Source organism: Paenibacillus chitinolyticus (assembly GCF_045038035.1).
GTDB classification, from domain to species: domain Bacteria; phylum Bacillota; class Bacilli; order Paenibacillales; family NBRC-103111; genus Paenibacillus_F; species Paenibacillus_F chitinolyticus_A.
In genome coordinates this window covers 4454814-4471042 of the sequence record NZ_CP173427.1, presented here as the reverse complement: position 1 = coordinate 4471042, position 16229 = coordinate 4454814, and the positions used below count along the sequence as shown (strand labels likewise).

The following is a 16229-nucleotide window of genomic DNA, read 5'->3' as shown; positions in this document are numbered from 1 at the left end:
CATAGGCCGCAGCGATGTATTCGCAATCGCTGAGCGGGCTGTCCTGGAAGGCGGCGGTTGGCTGAGCATCGGACCAGGCCGCTCGCCGATGATCCGTTACCCGCGCCGGGGCGCAAAAAGACGAGCTGTCCGGCTAACTAATCGGACAGCTCGTCTAGGGTTTTCTCCAAGCTCGGAGCGAGACGCGTCAGGAAGTACTCGACTTCCGGCATGTTCAGCTCCGTGATGGACTGCTCGATCTGCTTCTTGGCGGTGCCGAACTCCCGGTTGCCCGCCGACAGCTCTGCGGTGCATTTGAGGTAGGCATCCAGCAGATCGGCGGCTTTGACAATCCGCGCAAGCTCGGGGTCCGCCGGGCCGAGTATAAGCGGTTCGTAAGCATGCCGGAGCTCGTCCGGGATCATCTGGACGAGCTTATCGGCCGCCAGCTGCTCCAGCTCGCGGAAATTCCGCAGAATGTGCGGGTTGTGATGCTTCACCGGCGTAGGAATATCGCCGGTGATGACTTCCGTCGCATCATGGAACAACGCCATGGATACGACGCGGTCTGTCGGCCAGCTTCGGCCGAACACTTCGTTGCCGATGGTGCAGAGCACGTGGGTGAGAAGAGAGACGTGGAAGGAATGTTCCGCCACGTTCTCCCGCACCGTGCTCCGCATCAGGCTCCATCTTTCTATGTAGCGCATCCGGTACAAGTAGGCGAAAAAATGATGGTCCATCTTACGGAGTTCCTCCCTGATGACTCTTACTGTCTTGTGACGTCAGGATTCGGGGTTCCTGCCGCCAATAAATCTGGCCGGTCGAGCGGTTGTAAGTTACTTCGCGCCCGAGCAGCCGCTGGAGATCGGACAGGCTGATGACCAGCTCGCCGTGCTCGCGGCGCACGGGTTCGGACAGTTCCACGACGGAGTCAGCGGTTTTGAACCGGCGGCTGCCCACCGAACCCGAAAAGACGCGGTCGTCCGAGCGGATCGTCACCGACTGCCCGTCGTCGGTAACGGTACCTCCCAGACGGTCGACGGCATCGGACAGAAGGACGGAGCCGGACGTCTGAGGCTGGGCGACGGCCCGCCGTTTGAGTGTGGTATGCAGCCGTTCCGGCGTGATCCACGGGCTTCCCGCATTGATCCGCGGAATGTGCATCCGGTCGGCATCGCGGGTCGCCATCTGCGGGATGATCGTAAAGCCGTAGCGGAAGCCGGCTTTGCCGTACATCTCCGCGCCTTCGTCGGCGATGATGCCGTAGGGATAGGCAACCGTATCGACGGGGAGCTCCTGCAGCGGAGACAGGTTAGACGCGCAGGCTGCGGCATCGTTATAAATCCGGCTGCGGTACTGCTCGTCCGTTTCCTGGACGCCGTTTACCGTTTCGCGGCCGACGAGGGCGGCTTCCCCGCTGTCCAGCTTCCGGTGGGAAGCGTTGGTGTGGCACTGATTTTCGATAAAATTCGTCTCGTGCGACATCCGGGTCAGTTCTTCCTTGGACATGGACGGGATCATGGTCGCTTTGGGATCGGCCAGCGTTTCGGTAATGATGAAGTTGACGGCGGGAATTTTCAGTTCCTTCAATACGGGATAGGCGTGCGAATACACGCTCTCATAACCATCGTCGAAAGTGACGAGAACGGCATTATCCGGGACGCTCGCACCCGCCAGATACTGTTTGAACTCCTGAAGTGTAATAAAATGATAGCCTTTGGCGAGCAAATAGTTCATCTGATCGCGGAACAGTTTGCTTGTAATGGTGCTGCTGCTTGTGTCCTGATCATGGATGTGGTGGTACATCAGTACGGCTACCTGATCCCTGTACCACAGTTTGTACCGGTCGGCACCGGTCGGTATCAGCAGCGCGCTCAGCCCGAAGACGGCAAGCAGCAGCGCGCTCAGAAGTCTTTTGTACATGAATGGCCATGCTCCTTGTATCATATTTCCGTGGTAACAAGCGGCGTGAACGGTGTGTTATAATTAAAGCATAGTAAGAATAGCGGTGACTACCACAGAAATCACGGTCTTACGGTTGTTCTGATGCGACAAGAGGAGAGGAGACTAACACCATGCAGCATTTTCTACAAAGTGTATATGATTTGATTGTGGAAACGTCCACTAACCTTCCGGCCGACGTCCGCCGGGCGATCCGCAATGCCCAGTCCCTGGAGGATAAGGGTACTCGTGCGGCGCTTTCGTTAAGCACCATCGCGCAAAACATCGAAATGGCGGAAACGAACGTATCACCGATTTGCCAGGATACGGGAATGCCTACGTTTATTATACACTGTCCGGTCGGAGCTGACCAAATCACGATGAAGCGTCAAATCCGTGAAGCCGTGGCTCAAGCGACCAAAGACAGCAAATTACGGACGAATTCGGTCGATTCCCTGACAGGCGCCAACACGGGCGACAACCTGGGTCCCGGCACCCCGGTCATTCATTTCGAGCAGTGGGAACGCGGCGATATCGAAGTCAAGCTCATTCTGAAAGGCGGCGGCTGCGAGAACAAAAACATCCAGTACAGCCTTCCCGCGGAAATCCCCGGCCTGGGCAAAGCGGGACGTGATCTGGACGGAATCCGCAAATGCGTCATGCATTCCGTGTATCAGGCGCAGGGTCAAGGCTGCAGCGCGGGTGTGATCGGAGTCGGCATCGGGGGCGACCGAACGACCGGCTACGAGCTGGCCAAGCATCAGCTGTTCCGTTCCCTGGACGATGTGAATCCGAACGAAGATCTCCGCAAGCTGGAAGATTACGTGATGGAGAACGCCAATAAACTCGGCATCGGCACGATGGGTTTCGGCGGCCAAGTTACGCTGCTCGGCTGCAAGATCGGTGTTATGAACCGTCTCCCTGCAAGCTTCTTCGTTTCGGTTGCATATAACTGCTGGGCCTACCGCCGCCAAGGGGTTGTCCTGAACGCCCAAACCGGCGAAATCCAGGATTGGGTGTACGAGCGCGGTTCCGATCAGCCGATGAACGAGACGGCTCAGCCGGTAGCGGCGGCGGAAGCTTCGCAGCCCGAGGCCGTAGCGGCTGCACCTGATGCCGGTGGCGAGCGTCGTGAGATCGTTCTGCAAACCCCGATCAGCGAAGAGCAGATTCGCCAGCTGAAAGTCGGCGACGTGGTCATCATCAACGGGATGATGCATACAGGCCGCGATGCGCTTCATAAATATTTGATGGATCACGATTCACCGGTCGATCTGAACGGTGCCGCCATTTACCACTGCGGACCGGTTATGAGTCAAGACCAAGCGGGCAACTGGACCGTGAGAGCGGCAGGTCCTACCACGAGTATCCGCGAGGAGCCGTATCAAGGGGATATTATTAAGAAGTTCGGTATCCGCGCCGTCATCGGCAAGGGCGGTATGGGCCCCAAAACGCTGGCTGCCTTGAAGGAGCATGGCGGTGTGTATCTGAATGCGATTGGCGGAGCCGCGCAATACTATGCAAGATGCTTCAAGAAAGTCGAAGGTGTGGACTTTATGGAATTCGGGATTCCGGAAGCCATGTGGCATCTGCAGACCGAGGGTTTTGCGGCCATCGTAACGATGGATTCTCACGGAAACAGTCTTCATGCGGATGTAGAGAAAAATTCGCTGCAAAAGCTGGAGCAGTTCAAGGAGCCCGTTTTCGCCTAAGTTTATCCATGGGGCGGGCAAGCAAGCAATGCCGGTTCGTTCCCGAAAGCGAACGAATCGGGTGAATGGTACGCGAGAATTGCTCCTATTTGTTCGTGAGTTTACGACATTCATAAACGGACTTGTTTCGCGGGTGGAAGCCTTCTGCCCGCCGGGCCGGAGGCGGGGAGCCTCCGGTTTTTTTGCATGCTTTTACTGCGGGTCCTCCGGCATTTCTTTACATAATCTTTACTTTTTTTACGTGCGGGGGAAGCGTACACTAAGGATTGATCTCCTGAAGAAAACCGTTATATGACCTCATGTTTGGAGTGAAGGTAAACTTATGCTCAAATTCAGAGCCCGCTTGACGCTGATTCTTATGCTGATGATCGGAGTTTCGATGCTGATCGCCGGTATTTTCATGGCAAAGCTGCTGGAAGATTCACATATTAAAGAGCTGGAAGCCAATCTGGTGCGCGAACTTCGCGTCATCGAAATGACCGGCGACTGGAACAAGGCCGGGGATTCGGCTTTCCTTGTACCGTACTATACTTCCCAGACGAAGCGGCTGAAGGAATTTACGGATGCCCGTGTGACGTATATCCGGGAAGACGGCAAGGTGCTGGGAGATTCGGATGAAAATCCCGAATCGCTGGACAACCACGCGGGCCGCAGCGAAATTCAGCAGGCAAGCCGGGAAGGCGTCGGGTACGCGATCCGGTACAGCGACACGCTTAAACGCAACATGCTGTATGCGGCTATCCCGGTACAGACAGCGGGCGGAGAGAAAACGGGTTATCTGCGTCTGGCCATGAGCCTCGAGCAGGTGGAGAATACGATCCGCCATTTATGGCTGTTCCTTCTTATCGGTCTGGGTATCCTGTTCCTTATTGCGGGTGCGACCAGCTACCGGATTGCCAAAGGGCTGACCCGGCCGATCGAGAACATAACGAATGTGGCGAAGCAGATTACCAACCGCAACTATAAAGCGCGTGTGGAGACGAAAAGCTTGGACGAAGTGGGCCAGTTGGGTCAGGCTATCAACCGGATGGCGGACAGTCTGCATATGCAGATGAACCGGATTCTGGAGAACGAAGGCCGCCTCAAAGGCGTGCTCGAGAATATGGGAAGCGGTATTCTGATGGTAGACCGCGACCAGAGAATCGTGCTCGTCAACCGTTCGGCCGAAGATATTCTCGGTTTCTCTTCCAATGAATTGTACGGAAAAAAGTACGACGAAGCGAAGCAGCAGTTCGAGCTGACGCGGCTCATTCAGGAATGCATCGAAACGAACGAGCATATCCGCGAGGAAATCATTTTCTATTACCCGTCGGAACGGATTCTGGAAATCAACTTGAGTCCCATCTCGCAAGCGGATGGAGAGTGGTCGGGCGCGCTCGTCGTTCTGCATGATATTACGGCGATGCGCCGGCTGGAACGGATGCGCAGCGAATTTGTCGCGAACGTTTCCCATGAGCTGAAAACGCCGATTGCCGCGGTGAAGGGCTTTTCCGAAACGCTGTTGGCCGGGGCGCTGGATGACAAGGAAACGGCGAGATCGTTTCTGCAAATTATTTTCGATGAAAGCGAGCGGCTCAACCGGCTGGTCGGGGATATTCTGGAGCTGTCGAAAATCGAATCGAAGCGCATTCCTCTGCAGCTGTCGCCGACTCATCTCCAAAGCATTATTCAAAAATCGCTTCACATGATGGAAGCGGAGGCGGACAAGAAGAAGATCGCGCTCAGCATGGATGTGGATGAAGCGCTGTTCCTGGAAGCGGATGAAGACCGTCTGAGGCAGATTCTGATCAATCTGATGGCGAACGGAATCAGCTACACGCCGGAAGGCGGCCGGGTCTCGGTCGCGGCCGAACTCGCGGGATCTGGAACCGAAGGAGAGGAAGAGCGGATCCGGATATCCATTAAAGACACGGGAATCGGAATTCCTAAAAAAGATCTTCCGCGGATTTTCGAAAGATTTTACCGGGTGGACAAAGCGCGCTCCCGCAGTTCAGGCGGAACGGGTCTCGGTCTGTCGATTGTAAAGCATCTGGTTGAGATGCATCACGGAACGATCCGGGTCGAGAGCGAGGTCGGCTACGGCACGGAATTTATTATCGAGCTTCCGGTGATTCATCCGTAACGGCGGCGGAGTTTCGTTTTTGGACAAGTTTACGCGGCGTTAATATTTTATTTACATTCGATTTACATTCCACTGCTATGATAAACTTAAGATAGCAATATAAGACGTTCAAGCGTGGGGGACACGATGTCACAAAAAATTTTGGTTATCGAGGACGAGCCGACGTTAGCGAGGCTGCTCTCTTATAATTTGACTCAAGAAGGCTACGAAACGAAGGTCGTGGATCACGGGGGAGACGGTCTGCAGGCGGCTATGCAGCAGCCGTACGATCTGATCATTCTGGACATTATGCTTCCGGGGCTCAACGGATTCGAGGTGCTGTCCAAACTGCGGCAGAAGGGCAATGCGACGCCGGTGGTGATTCTGACGGCCCGTAATGCCGAGGAAGAAGTCGTGCAGGGACTGAAGCACGGCGCGGACGACTACATTACGAAGCCGTTCGGCGTCGCCGAGCTTCTGGCGCGGGTGGCGGCGGTTCTGCGCCGCACGCAGGCGGACGAGCCCGGCGGCGAAGGCAAGAAATCGACCGACAAGGTGATTGCGGTCGGCGATCTGCAAATCTTCCCCGAGAAGTACGAAGTCTATCTCGGGGAAGAATCCATCCCGCTGCGCCCGAAGGAGTTCGAGGTGCTGCTTTATCTCGTGCAGCGCCCCGGGGTCGTGATTACGCGGGATGACCTGATGAACATCGTCTGGGGCTTCGATTATATCGGAGGCCAGCGGACGGTGGACGTTCATGTAAGCTCGCTTCGCAAGAAGCTGGAGATGAACCAGCAGTCGGTTCAGATCGAATCCATCCGCGGCGTGGGTTACAAGCTCGTTGCCCACCAGGGCCGCAAGGTGTAGACGGGACCGGCGCGGCTAAATGCCGACGGTCTTGAGATCGCGCCGCGCGAGCGATGCGATGGCGCGGCCGATACGGAAAGCCCCGGGCTGTTGCCGGGGCTGTTCCGCGCGGCGGCGCAGCAAGAAGAAAAGGCAGGTCCCTGTGGGGCCTGCCTTTTCTTCGGTTTGTCTGCGGCGCCATAGGGCGGCGGTGCCGCTTCGCGCGCGGCGAAGCCCGGAGGGACGCGGACCGGCAGCGCGCCGATCCGGACACGGCGCGCAAGGGCTCTGCTGCGCCGGAGTGCGCGCGATTTCGCGTATGCAGCCGGGAGGTGGCGAACAGACATGGGATACCATCCGACACGGCGCGCAAGGCCGCTGCAGCGCCGGAGTACATGCGATTTCGCGTACGCAGCCGGGAGGTGGCACACAGGCATGCATCCATTCAGACACGGCGCTGCGCAAGGCCTCTACGGCGAAAGCCCGTATCCGCCCTTACCGGTTCCACTCCAGCATTTTTTTGCGGAACTCATGGGGCGAGCAGTGATTGATCTTTTTAAAGGTTTTGTAAAAATGAGCCATGTTCGGCATGCCGATCTGTTCGCCGACCTGGGCGACGCTGATATCCTGAGTCAGCAGGATTTTCTCGGCTTTTTTGATTTTTTTGAAATTCACGTAATCGAGGAAAGAAATGCCGAGTACTTTTTTGAAATATTTCACAAAATAATAGTAGGAAATGTTGGCCGCTTTGCTGGCTTCGTCCACGTAAACCTTGCCGTCGATATTCCGGTCGATGTACTCGAAAACCGGCTTCAGCCGGATCAGATCGGCGCTATTGCCGTAATCGAGCAGGCGCTTCTCATCGCTGCGGAGCAGAGAGAGCACGATCTGTTTCACGAGGATGGAGATGGCGATTTCATAGCCGACTTTTTTGCCGGCGTATTCGGTGTAAATATTGCGGATGCACGCAAATACCTCGTCGCGGATAACGGGATTTTCCCTGAAAATATAATTCAGCTTGCTAAGCGCGGACTGGGTTTCCGAAAAATAACGCAAATAAGCGATCCCGCTTTCGTCAAAGTAATGCTCCAGGTCGAACTGGAACACATAGTAGACGAGTGTGGTGTCTGCCGACGAACGGTCCCGGTGGAGCTCGGAGGAACCGATAAGGACAACGTCTCCGGCTTTCAGGCTCACTCTTTCATTTTCAAGGTAAACGTCGAGTTCTCCCTCGACAATGGCGAGCATTTCGACTTCTTTGTGGTAATGCCACGGACTCGTCCGCTCGTCGTCACGACGGGCTTGAAAGACCCGCATGGACAAAAAAGGGTTTTCATAATTAATCTGTTCGTTATAGATTTCCACCAGCTCTGCCCCCGAATGACAAAATCGCATATAAGTATCGCCATATCTGTGATTTTATTTTGGCGAGGTATCTTCTATACTTTATTGTAGTACGATCGAGCAGGCAGGGGAAGCCGCTAAATTTTAGAACGCGCGTACATTTTGCCGCCATCCTGTCTGATTGTTAGTTACATACCCATGTGTACCCATTTGAAGGAGGAACTGCAATGTCACAAAAGTACCGGATCGGAATTATCGGATGCGGAGGGATTGCAAACGGCAAACACCTGCCGAGTCTGGCGAAACTGCCTAACGTTGAATTGGTCGCTTTCTGCGATATTGTCATCGAACGGGCGGAAAAAGCCAAGGAACAATACGGTTCTGGCGATGCTTGCGTTTACCAAGATTACCGTGAACTGCTGAAAGATTCCTCCCTTGATATAGTTCATGTCTGCACACCGAACGATTCTCACGCGGACATTACCATCGATGCGCTGGAAGCCGGCAAACATGTTATGTGCGAAAAGCCGATGGCTAAAACGTCCGTAGACGCCCGCCGCATGGTGGACGCCGCCAAACGGACCGGCAAGAAACTGACGATCGGGTATAACAACCGTTTCCGCTCCGATTCCCAGTATTTGAAAAAGCTTTGCGAAGACGGCGAGCTTGGGGAAGTTTACTTCGCCAAAGCACACGCTATCCGCCGCCGGGCCGTTCCGACTTGGGGCGTATTCCTGGATGAAGAAAAGCAGGGCGGAGGTCCGCTGATCGATATCGGGACTCACGCGCTCGACCTGACTTTATGGATGATGGACAACTACAAACCGAAGGTTGTGCTCGGAACCTCGTACCACAAGCTGTCTCACCGGGCGAATGCGGCGAATGCCTGGGGCCCTTGGGACCCGGCTAAGTTCACGGTTGAAGATTCCGCTTTCGGCATGATCACGATGGAAAACGGCGCGACTATCATTCTTGAATCGAGCTGGGCGCTGAACACCCTTGAAGTCGACGAAGCGAAATGTACGCTGAGCGGAACCGAGGGCGGAGCCGACATGAAGGACGGCCTGCGCATTAACGGCGAGAAGAACAGCCGCCTGTACACGCAGAATATCGAGCTTTCCAGCGGCGGCGTAGCCTTCTACGAGGGTGCTTCCGAGAACGCGCCCGATTTGGAAATGCGCATGTGGATCGACGCGATCGAGAACGACAAAGATCCGGTCGTCACGCCGGAACAGGCGCTTGTCGTATCGGAGATTCTCGAAGCCATCTACGAATCGGCGAAAACCGGCAAAGCGGTTTACCTGAACGAAGAGTAGGAATAGCGGACGCAGTCTGCTTAAAACAAAAAAGTACGCCTCGTTTACGGGGCGTACTTTTTCTTAAGGTGTCCAACAAAAATAAGCTCGTTTCCGTTAGCGGAGAACGGGCTTTTTTGCCGTTTGGAAGGATATGAGAAGGCGGGATTGCTGAGTCATCGTTGGAGGAATCATTCCCCGCAGGCCAATTGATTTGGAGACATGCGGATATCGATACAGAAAGGCGCGGTGTTGCACAATCAAACAGGAGAGAGTGGACAGAAGAAACGGGGTGTCGCATTCATGGGGTCCGCACGAGGGTTACTTATTCTTCCTTCTCGTCGGCTGCATCGTCTTCAAACGGTTCGCGATCTTCTTCGTAGTACATATGGTCGGCACCTCCTTCCGGTAATCTATTCTTACATACTAGTTTATGATCGTTTTCTGCGAATTATCACCATGTAAGCGGCAGGTAAAAATAAAAAGGCGATTCTCTTACGGGAATCGCCTTTCTTTTCGCGAGTGATAAGAAGGGGTCGGCTGATCAGCATGTTAAAGCAGAGAAGGTTCAGCGCATACGCTGCGGGCGATCGCCTTCCGGCTCGTCCGTGACATCTTTGGCGCGGGGCGCCCACAGAAACAAGAAGAGCAGCGAGACCGCAACGACAATCGGAGGCGCATACATGATCATAAAATGTTCCACGGCGTCTTCATCCTTTCTTATCCCGGTTTCCTTGAACATAGCTGGCATCAAACAGGAAGAGTCTCATCAGCAGAACAAGCGAAGGGATGAGGATCAGCAGGCCGGCGATAAAAGCGATAATAAGCGCCGTGCCCATGGCGGGATTGGTGAAATTTTCATGAATCGTGATGTACGGATACAGAATGTAAGGCAAATGGGAGGCCCCGTATCCGAAAAATGCAAAGGCGAACTGAAGCAGGACGAAGGTGAAGCCGAGGCCTAAATGTCTTTTTTTCCAGACGGCGTAGACGGCAATCAGGAAGCAGAGGAACGAGACGACGAACATCCAGGCTAGATCGAGCATTTTTGTGAAATGTTCGGGGTTATGCCGGGAGATCGCGAAAAAAACGAGTACGCTGGCCAGGATGGTCGGAGCGCTCCAGAAAAGCGCATACCCGCGTACGATTTCAAAAGCGGCCTTGTCCTTCGCTTTATGCGCATAGTAGGCCAGGAACATGGCGGAGATGTACAGCACGCTGACGATAGCGAGCAGCACGACCGACCAGGTATAGACGCTGCCCAGGAGAGCGCTCCAGTCCAGCGTGATTTGGCCGGCGGTTTCCACGATCAAGCCGCCTTCCGAAATGGCCAGCACGGTCGATAAAGCGGCGGGGATCAGCAGCCCGGTAGCTCCGTAGATCAGCATGTACCACCGGTTGTCTTTGGACCCGTACGTGCTGAACGCATAGTAGGAACCCCGCAAAGCGAGAAGAATGAGCGCCAGGGACCCCGGGACAAGCAGGGCCGTGCCGTAATAGCGGGCGGTTTCCGGAAAAAATCCGACCAGGCCGATGTAGAAGAAGACAAGAAACACATTGGTGACTTCCCAGACGGGAGAAAGATAGCGCTCGATGATGCGGTGCGTGATATTTTTGCTGCCCGTAACGACGGAATAGTAGCTGAAAAAACCGGCTCCGAAGTCAATGGAAGCCACGATCAGGTAGCCGAACAGAAACACCCACAGAACGGTAATGCCGAGCAGTTCCAGATTCATTCCAGGGGCCCCCTTTTCTCGAAAACGCCGAATGCGATCAATTCATCCGCAACGTCGTTGTTTTTGAACAGCTTGGACAGCACTTTAATCGCGGTCAGCCCCAGGACGAGATACAGCAGACAGAACAGGAGCAGCATCGTGTCCACATGGGCCGACGTCGTGGCGGCTTCGGCCACTTTCATGTAGCCGCGGAGAATCCACGGCTGCCGGCCCACCTCGGCGTAGAACCAGCCGAGCCAGATGCCGAGCATGGAGAGCGGTCCGCAGGCGACGATCACCCGTAGCAGCCAGCGCGGAACCGGCTTCGAGGCGCGCTTGCCGCGGCTGAGCCACAGATAGAGAGCCGCGATGACGATGGTGAACATCCCGATGGTGACCATGCCGTCGAAGAAGTAGTGCACATAGAGCGGAGGCTCCAGTTCATCGGGAATCTGATCCAGCCCTTTGACTTCAAAGCCGGGATTGCTGCCGGCAAGGATGCTCAGGGCGTACGGGATTTTCAGCCCGTATTTGATTTCTTTGTCTTCTGTCAAAATTCCGCCGAATACCAGTGGAGCTTTGGTCTGCGTCTCGAAATGCCATTCGGCCGCAGCCAGTTTCTCGGGCTGATAAGCCGCCAGGAACTTGCCCGAGAGGTCGCCGATCGCTGCCGTTGCCAGCGCGAACACGAGGCCTGCGGATATCGTAAGCTTGAGTGCCTTCTTGGCGTAAAGCCGGTCTCCTTTGCGGCGCAGAAGCGAGAAGGCCGCTATGGCCGCGAGAATGAACGCGCACGTCATGTAAGCCGATGCGAGGACGTGGGAAACTTTCGTTGGCGTCGCCGGGTTGAACATGGCCGCAATCGGGTCCACGTTCGTGATTTTGCCGTTTTCAAACGTAAAGCCTTGCGGCGTGTTCATAAACGCGTTCACGGTCGTAATGAAAAAGGCCGAGGCGGAAGATCCGATGGCGACCGGGATGAGCAGCATCAGATGCCGCTTCGGCTTGAACCGGTCCCAGGTATACAAATAAATACCGAGGAAAATCGCTTCGACGAAGAACGCGAACGTCTCCATAAACAGGGGCAGCGCGATAGCCTGCCCGGCGATTTCCATAAAGCTCGGCCACAGCAGGCTCAGCTGCAGACCGATAGCCGTTCCGGTCACGACGCCGATGGCGACGGTGATGACGAAGCCCCGCGCCCAGCGGCGGGCCAGAAGTGTGTAGTACCGGTCGTTCTTGCGGATGCCCGTCCATTCGGCCAGAGCGATCATTACCGGTACGCCGACACCGATAGTGGCAAAAATAATATGGAACGCGAGCGTGACTTCGGTGAGTATTCGGCTGTACAGCACAGGATCATAATGAAACACGGTGTACCAACTCCCCCTGGAATGTTCTTGTTTCGGTTACATGCAGGCTAAGGCAAACGCTCATGCAAACAACCTGCGCAGAAAGGAAAGCAGCATAACGGCCGCCACGATGAACATGAGAATCATCAGCCGTTTCTCCTGACGTTTAAACGGTTTCATGCTTTCACCGCCCCGTGAAATGATTGTAGAAGGAGACCCTAGATTACTTAACCCAAATCCTTCTATGTTTATCTTACACATTTAGCTGTGATTATTTTCACAATATCTGTGAGTAAAAGGTGAAGAAAGGTTGACGAAATGTTGACGGGTGACAAAAAGAAGAAGCACCGTCCGGAAGCACGGGAAACGTGCGTCTGAACGGTGCTTTTTTCAGGGAGATGGATTTCTATTCGCCTCCGCCTTGATTAATGAGGCGGAAAAGCGGAAACCGGAAGAGGGAACGGTCCGGCACTTGTTATAAAGCTTGTGCGAGTCCGGAACATAGTCTTAGAAGACGTGGCCAAGCTGCCGTTCGAATCCGGAACAGCCCGAAACCCGCAGCAAGCCATAGCCCGGAACAGCCCACAGCCCTTAGCAAGCGGGTGGGACAGCTATTCCTGCTCTTTCTGGATTTTAGCGGGGTTGTTGATTTTGTAAGGCACGGGGTAGCGCGTCAGCTTCTTGGCCACGATCTTGGCTTCGAACGTGATCGTATCGCCGACTTCGAGCTCCAGTTTTTTCAGCGTCGCGCTGTGGCTGGACCAGGCGGTGCCGATATCCGTTTCCGGCTCTACAATGGTTACATTTTCGTAAATGATGACCTCATCGTCGTTGTCGGAAAAGTGATTGGGAACCGTCGTGAAATCCTGTACCGTGGCGGTCATCTTCACTTTGCCTTCCGGAAGCTGAAGCTTGGGCGCTTTTTCCTTCTTCGCCTTCGCTTTAGGCGCATCCGCTGCCGAGGCAGCGCCGGCGGACGCGTCCGGGACGGCCGGGTCGTCTTGCCCGGACGCGGACTCCGTCCGTGGAGCCGGCACGGGCTCTGCGGCAGGCCGCGTTTGCTGCACGGCACCTGCCGGAGTCTCGGCGGCCCCATCCGCCGCGGTTTCAACCGCGGGTTCCGCATTCCCGGCAGCATCGTTTCCTTCCGAAGCATCGGCTTCGGTGTCGTTTTCGCTGGAGGACCACTGCCTCTGCCCGTAGTTCGCCGCCTGCATTTCCTTCAAATAGGAAGGATGGATGCAGTGCTGCTGCTTGTTGTCAAATTCGATGACAGCCGTCATTCTGTCGGTGTACCCGACTATGGTGCAGGGAACGTTCAAGCCGTTTCCCTTATAAAAAAAGGCTTTGGTTTTGGTTGCCTTACCGGACAGCAGGCCCCATTCCTTGCATTGTTCAATCTGCTCCGCCTCGTCTTCGAAGGCGTGGCAGATACCGGGCTGAATCGTAAACGCGTATACCATCGCTTCTCCGCCTTTCTGTTTATCCCGTTTATTTTAACATTTTTCCGCCGTTATTTTCACCGGTTTCAGGGAAGGTGAGCACGAAGGTCGAACCGGCGCCTTCCCGGCTCCGGACGGAAATCGTGCCGCCGTGGGCTTCGACGATCGACTTCGTGATCGACAGCCCGAGTCCGGCTCCGCCATGTTTGCGGGTTCTGGAGGAATCGCTGCGGTAAAAGCGCTCAAACACGTGAGCCGCGTGTTCTTCGGGGATGCCCGGACCGTTATCTTTGACTTTCAGCGCGATTCCGTCCTTGTCCGCGGATAATATGACCGTGATGACGCCGGTTTCCGGGTCCGTATGCTGGACCGCGTTATGAAACAGATTCAGGATCACCTGTTTCATTTTGTCCGGATCGAAGGTTCCGCGTACGCCTGCGGTCAGGTCGATATGAACCGTGCGGGTTCCCGCCAGCATCCGGAGATGGGGCTCCATCTCCAGAAGAAGCCGGTCCAGCCGCGTGTCCGTCAGCTGAAGCTGGGGAGCCCGGTCGAGCTTGGCCAGCGTAAGCAGGTCCTCGACCAGCTTCTTGATGCGGGTCGATTCGCCGTGCATGCTCGTCAAAGCGGCATAGAGCTGCTTCGGATTGTCCGCCGCCCCGCGGAGCAGCACTTCGAGAAAGCCGTGGATCGAAGTCAGCGGCGTGCGCAGCTCGTGGGAGGCGTCGGCGATGAAGCGCCGCATCTGTTCTTTGGCATCGCGTTCCGCGCTGAAAGAAGTCTCCAGGCGCTGGAGCATGCCGTTGAACGATTTCGCGAGGGAGTCGATCTCCAGTTGGCCCTGCGTCTCGGGAAATCGTTCGTTCAGGTTGCCGGCGTCGGTCTGTTCGACGGCCTCGACCATTTTGTTCAGCGGCTGGAGCGTACGTTGGAGCACGGGAATATTCAGCGCGAGCCCGCCCGCCAAGGCAAGCACGATGAGGGCCCCGTAAATCCAAAGCTGCTGGACCACGACGGCCTGGAGTTGGGCCGTGCCCGTCCCCATCTGGATGATGCCGCCGAAGCTGCCGGACCGTTCCGCCGGCCGGAAGACGACGAGCTGCTCGGTTCCAGCGGCATCCTGCACGATTTTATAGGTAACGGGGCGGCGGGGAGCCCTCTCTTCTCGGACGGCGGTGTATTCCTCGGCCGGGAGCTGCGGGGAGATCATCCCGCTTTCTTTCGTCAAATCCGTGAAGGTTCCGTCGGGAGCGATATACGCAAGAGACGTATCCGGAAGGAACAGCACCGGACCGCGCGGGCGCTCCGATCCCGGCTGGGCTTCTTCGTTTTTGCCGCGTCTTTCCGGAAGAAGGGACGAGTGGTCCAGCAGGTCGCGGGGAAGACCGCTTAGCTGAATGGACATCGTTTCGGCCCGGTTGCGGTACAGGAAATTTTTCATCCATATAGATTGAAGAGCGCCGACCAGGATCAGGAGTGCGGCCAAAATATAGAGCGACCGGGACAACAGCTGGAACTGAAGGGAGCGGGGGGCCAGCAGGCGAGCGGCGCGGGTCAGAGGCCGGCCTTGTTTCATGACCAGTCTAGCCGGTATCCGGCTCCCCGGAGCGTACGGATTAACCGGTGCTCCTTGTCTCCCAGCTTGTCCCTCAGCGAGCGGATATACACTTCCACGATGTTTTCTTCCCCGCCGAAGTCATACCCCCACACCTTTTCCAAAATCTTCGTCTTGCTGAGCACGATGCCGTGGTTAACGACGAGAAACTTCAGAAGCTCATATTCCGTCGGCGAAAGCTCGAGCGATCTCTCCCCGAAAATAATTTCCTTTCTCGGGTCGTCGATCCGGAAAGGGCCGATGGCAATTTCCCGGAAAACGCCGGGAAACTGGTTGCGCAGCCTGGCCTCGATCCGGGCCAGAAGCTCCTCGAAGCTGAACGGCTTCACGAGGTAATCGTCCGCGCCTATGGTCAGTCCCTTGACGCGGTCCTCGACCTCGTCCTTGGCGGTCAGCATGATGACGGCGATATTGCTGCCGTTCTTCTTCAGCAGACGGCACACTTCGAAGCCGTCCATGCCGGGCATCATGACATCCAGCACCACGACATGCGGCTGAAATTCCCGGACCAGATTAATGGCGCTCATGCCGTCCGGGGCCGTTTTAATTTCAAAGCCTTCATTGACAAGGCCGAATTCGAGAAATTGCAAAATGTGCGGCTCGTCATCGACAAGCAGGATACGGATGTCTTTTACATTTTTCATGCGGGATCACCTCTAAGATCTTCTTTCTATTTATCTGTACACGTATCTATACACGGATTATCCGTCACGAAACTGAATGGAATCTGAACGCAGCCTGAGCTTCCGCTTAATCATAGGGGCACCCGCCCGGTCTTTCAGCAAACATTCAGCCAGCCTTCAAGAAGAGTTCAGGCACACGCTGCACAATACAAGCATGCCCGGTGATGAGAGGCCTCGCTGCGCTGTAAGAGGCTTCTGGCAGAT

13 protein-coding genes are annotated in these 16229 nt (G+C 55.6%); 4 read left to right on the top strand and 9 right to left on the bottom strand.

From position 1 onward, the window contains the following. Positions 1-137: 137 nt before the first annotated feature. Complete coding sequence (gene yfbR, locus ACI48J_RS20155; protein ID WP_218229292.1) at positions 138-719, bottom strand: 5'-deoxynucleotidase; 582 nt, start codon at positions 717-719, stop codon at positions 138-140. A gap of 1 nt (position 720) precedes the next feature. After that, entirely contained in the window at positions 721-1902 is a 1182-nt protein-coding gene (locus ACI48J_RS20150) for a polysaccharide deacetylase family protein (RefSeq protein ID WP_405079975.1), read from the bottom strand. Positions 1903-2054: 152 nt separating this feature from the next. On the opposite strand from ACI48J_RS20150, the gene ACI48J_RS20145 reads away from it, so the two are divergent. The 3 genes from ACI48J_RS20145 to ACI48J_RS20135 all read left to right on the top strand — a co-directional run bounded on the left by ACI48J_RS20145 (position 2055) and on the right by ACI48J_RS20135 (position 6600). Continuing rightward, positions 2055-3632 (top strand): fumarate hydratase, encoded by a 1578-nt coding sequence (locus ACI48J_RS20145; protein WP_405079974.1) that lies wholly within the window; start codon positions 2055-2057, stop codon positions 3630-3632. A 322-nt stretch (positions 3633-3954) separates the two neighbouring features. Beyond that, entirely contained in the window at positions 3955-5754 is a 1800-nt protein-coding gene (gene pnpS, locus ACI48J_RS20140) for a two-component system histidine kinase PnpS (protein ID WP_326054393.1), read from the top strand. Positions 5755-5880: 126 nt separating this feature from the next. Continuing rightward, positions 5881-6600, top strand: a complete 720-nt coding sequence (locus tag ACI48J_RS20135) for a response regulator transcription factor (RefSeq protein ID WP_009676698.1) — start codon at positions 5881-5883, stop codon at positions 6598-6600. A 474-nt stretch (positions 6601-7074) separates the two neighbouring features. Here ACI48J_RS20135 and ACI48J_RS20130 read toward each other — a convergent pair whose 3' ends face one another. Next, entirely contained in the window at positions 7075-7944 is an 870-nt protein-coding gene (locus ACI48J_RS20130) for an AraC family transcriptional regulator (protein ID WP_326054392.1), read from the bottom strand. A gap of 206 nt (positions 7945-8150) precedes the next feature. On the opposite strand from ACI48J_RS20130, the gene ACI48J_RS20125 reads away from it, so the two are divergent. Continuing rightward, positions 8151-9239, top strand: coding sequence for a Gfo/Idh/MocA family oxidoreductase (locus tag ACI48J_RS20125; RefSeq protein ID WP_326054391.1), 1089 nt, complete (start codon positions 8151-8153; stop codon positions 9237-9239). Positions 9240-9786: 547 nt separating this feature from the next. Here the strand turns inward: ACI48J_RS20125 and cydS are convergent. The 6 genes from cydS to ACI48J_RS20095 form a co-directional block, all read right to left on the bottom strand. Beyond that, positions 9787-9921, bottom strand: coding sequence for a cytochrome bd oxidase small subunit CydS (cydS, locus tag ACI48J_RS20120; protein ID WP_326054390.1), 135 nt, complete (start codon positions 9919-9921; stop codon positions 9787-9789). A gap of 7 nt (positions 9922-9928) precedes the next feature. Continuing rightward, on the bottom strand, positions 9929-10954 hold the full coding sequence (locus ACI48J_RS20115; protein WP_326054388.1) for a cytochrome d ubiquinol oxidase subunit II: 1026 nt from the start codon (positions 10952-10954) through the stop codon (positions 9929-9931). Next, complete coding sequence (locus tag ACI48J_RS20110; protein WP_405079972.1) at positions 10951-12306, bottom strand: cytochrome ubiquinol oxidase subunit I; 1356 nt, start codon at positions 12304-12306, stop codon at positions 10951-10953. Before ACI48J_RS20110 ends, ACI48J_RS20115 begins: the two co-directional genes overlap by 4 nt. Before the next feature lie 590 nt (positions 12307-12896). Next, positions 12897-13748: a hypothetical protein gene (locus tag ACI48J_RS20105; protein WP_405079970.1), complete on the bottom strand. Its 852-nt coding sequence runs from the start codon at positions 13746-13748 to the stop codon at positions 12897-12899. A gap of 28 nt (positions 13749-13776) precedes the next feature. Beyond that, a complete protein-coding gene (locus tag ACI48J_RS20100; protein ID WP_405079969.1) occupies positions 13777-15303 on the bottom strand; it encodes a sensor histidine kinase in 1527 nt (508 codons plus the stop codon). Beyond that, complete coding sequence (locus ACI48J_RS20095; RefSeq protein ID WP_326054383.1) at positions 15300-15986, bottom strand: response regulator transcription factor; 687 nt, start codon at positions 15984-15986, stop codon at positions 15300-15302. The genes ACI48J_RS20100 and ACI48J_RS20095 overlap by 4 nt, the downstream gene beginning before the upstream one ends. Positions 15987-16229: the final 243 nt, after the last annotated feature.